Below are 1,059 nucleotides of genomic sequence, written 5' to 3' on the forward strand. Positions count from 1 at the left end.
GCTCGGTAGCTTTAACAATCCAATCAAAAGCAAATGCATATTCAATAAATATCTGCAAAAAACGTTCTTTTTACATTTGGAAGCGTTGGTTTTTACAAAGCAGCTTTTCATAAGATAAATAAACAATTATGGTTTTTTGTTACCATTTTTATCAAGTCAATTTTATTAATAATAGTTATTAAAAAATCACAAAATTAGAATAACCACTTGAAAATATACCCATATGGGTATATTAATAATCATGAGTAAAATAAAACGTATCATATGGCTTGGTTCTTCACTCAAAGATATAAAAAGTCTTCCTGATCTTATTCAACAAAGGATTGGTTATGCTCTTTATCTTGCTCAGATAGGAGATAGAGGAGAAAATGTTAAGGTTCTCAAGGGGTTTGGATCTGCCAATGTTCTAGAAATTATTGAACGCGATATTCAAGGAACTTATCGCGCTGTTTATACGATACAATATAAAAAATCTCTTTATGTGTTGCATTGTTTTCAGAAAAAATCGACCCGTGGCATTGCAACACCAAAACCAGACATTAATCTGATTAAAGAACGTCTCAAGTTAGCAGAACAATTAGAAGGGAATTAAAATGATCAATGTTTTTCACGGTAGTTCCAATGTTTATGCGGATCTTGGCTTTTCAGATTCCAGAGAGATGCTTATCAAAGCGCAACTTGCTCATAAGATTAGTCAAATTCTGAAAGAAAAGAACTTAACACAAAAACAGGCTAGTCAACTTTTGAAAATGACTCAACCAAAACTGTCTAAACTCTTAAGTGGAGAATTTCGAGGAATTAGTGAAATGAAAATGCTTGAGTGTTTGGCAAAATTGGGAAACGATATAAAGATTATTGTTAATCCGAAAGAAGTTAAAACGCTTGAAGGACATTTTGAAGTTGTTTTTTCTTCTTAAACTTCTTTATGATTAGCTTTTTTGGGTCTATTCATACATGGCAATCTTTTATAAAAAATGGTCAAATGAATCACGTATAAAAGTGTGGATTCTTGAGTGGATTCATATAAGATAATTACACTCAACCTATTGACTTTATTGT

General features: G+C 31.3%; 2 protein-coding genes. Both read left to right on the plus strand.

Annotated elements, in window-relative coordinates; translation table 11 throughout:
* Positions 1–241 precede the first annotated feature (241 nt).
* Positions 242–592 carry a type II toxin-antitoxin system RelE/ParE family toxin gene (locus ACFIJZ_RS09845; RefSeq protein WP_041581387.1) on the plus strand — a complete coding sequence of 117 codons (351 nt, stop codon included), beginning with the start codon at positions 242–244 and terminating at the stop codon, positions 590–592.
* A 1-nt stretch (position 593) separates the two neighbouring features.
* Entirely contained in the window at positions 594–917 is a 324-nt protein-coding gene (locus ACFIJZ_RS09850) for a helix-turn-helix domain-containing protein (RefSeq protein WP_015856199.1), read from the plus strand.
* Positions 918–1,059 lie beyond the last annotated feature (142 nt).

The organism is Bartonella sp. CL70QHWL, from assembly GCF_042194855.1.
In the GTDB taxonomy this organism is placed as follows: domain Bacteria; phylum Pseudomonadota; class Alphaproteobacteria; order Rhizobiales; family Rhizobiaceae; genus Bartonella.

What these genes read in the sequence shown, in the direction of transcription:
- ACFIJZ_RS09850 (WP_015856199.1), top strand. Translation starts at nt 594, where the DNA reads ATGATCAATGTTTTTCACGGTAGTTCCAATGTTTATGCGGATCTTGGC.
- ACFIJZ_RS09845 (WP_041581387.1), top strand. Translation starts at nt 242, where the DNA reads ATGAGTAAAATAAAACGTATCATATGGCTTGGTTCTTCACTCAAAGAT.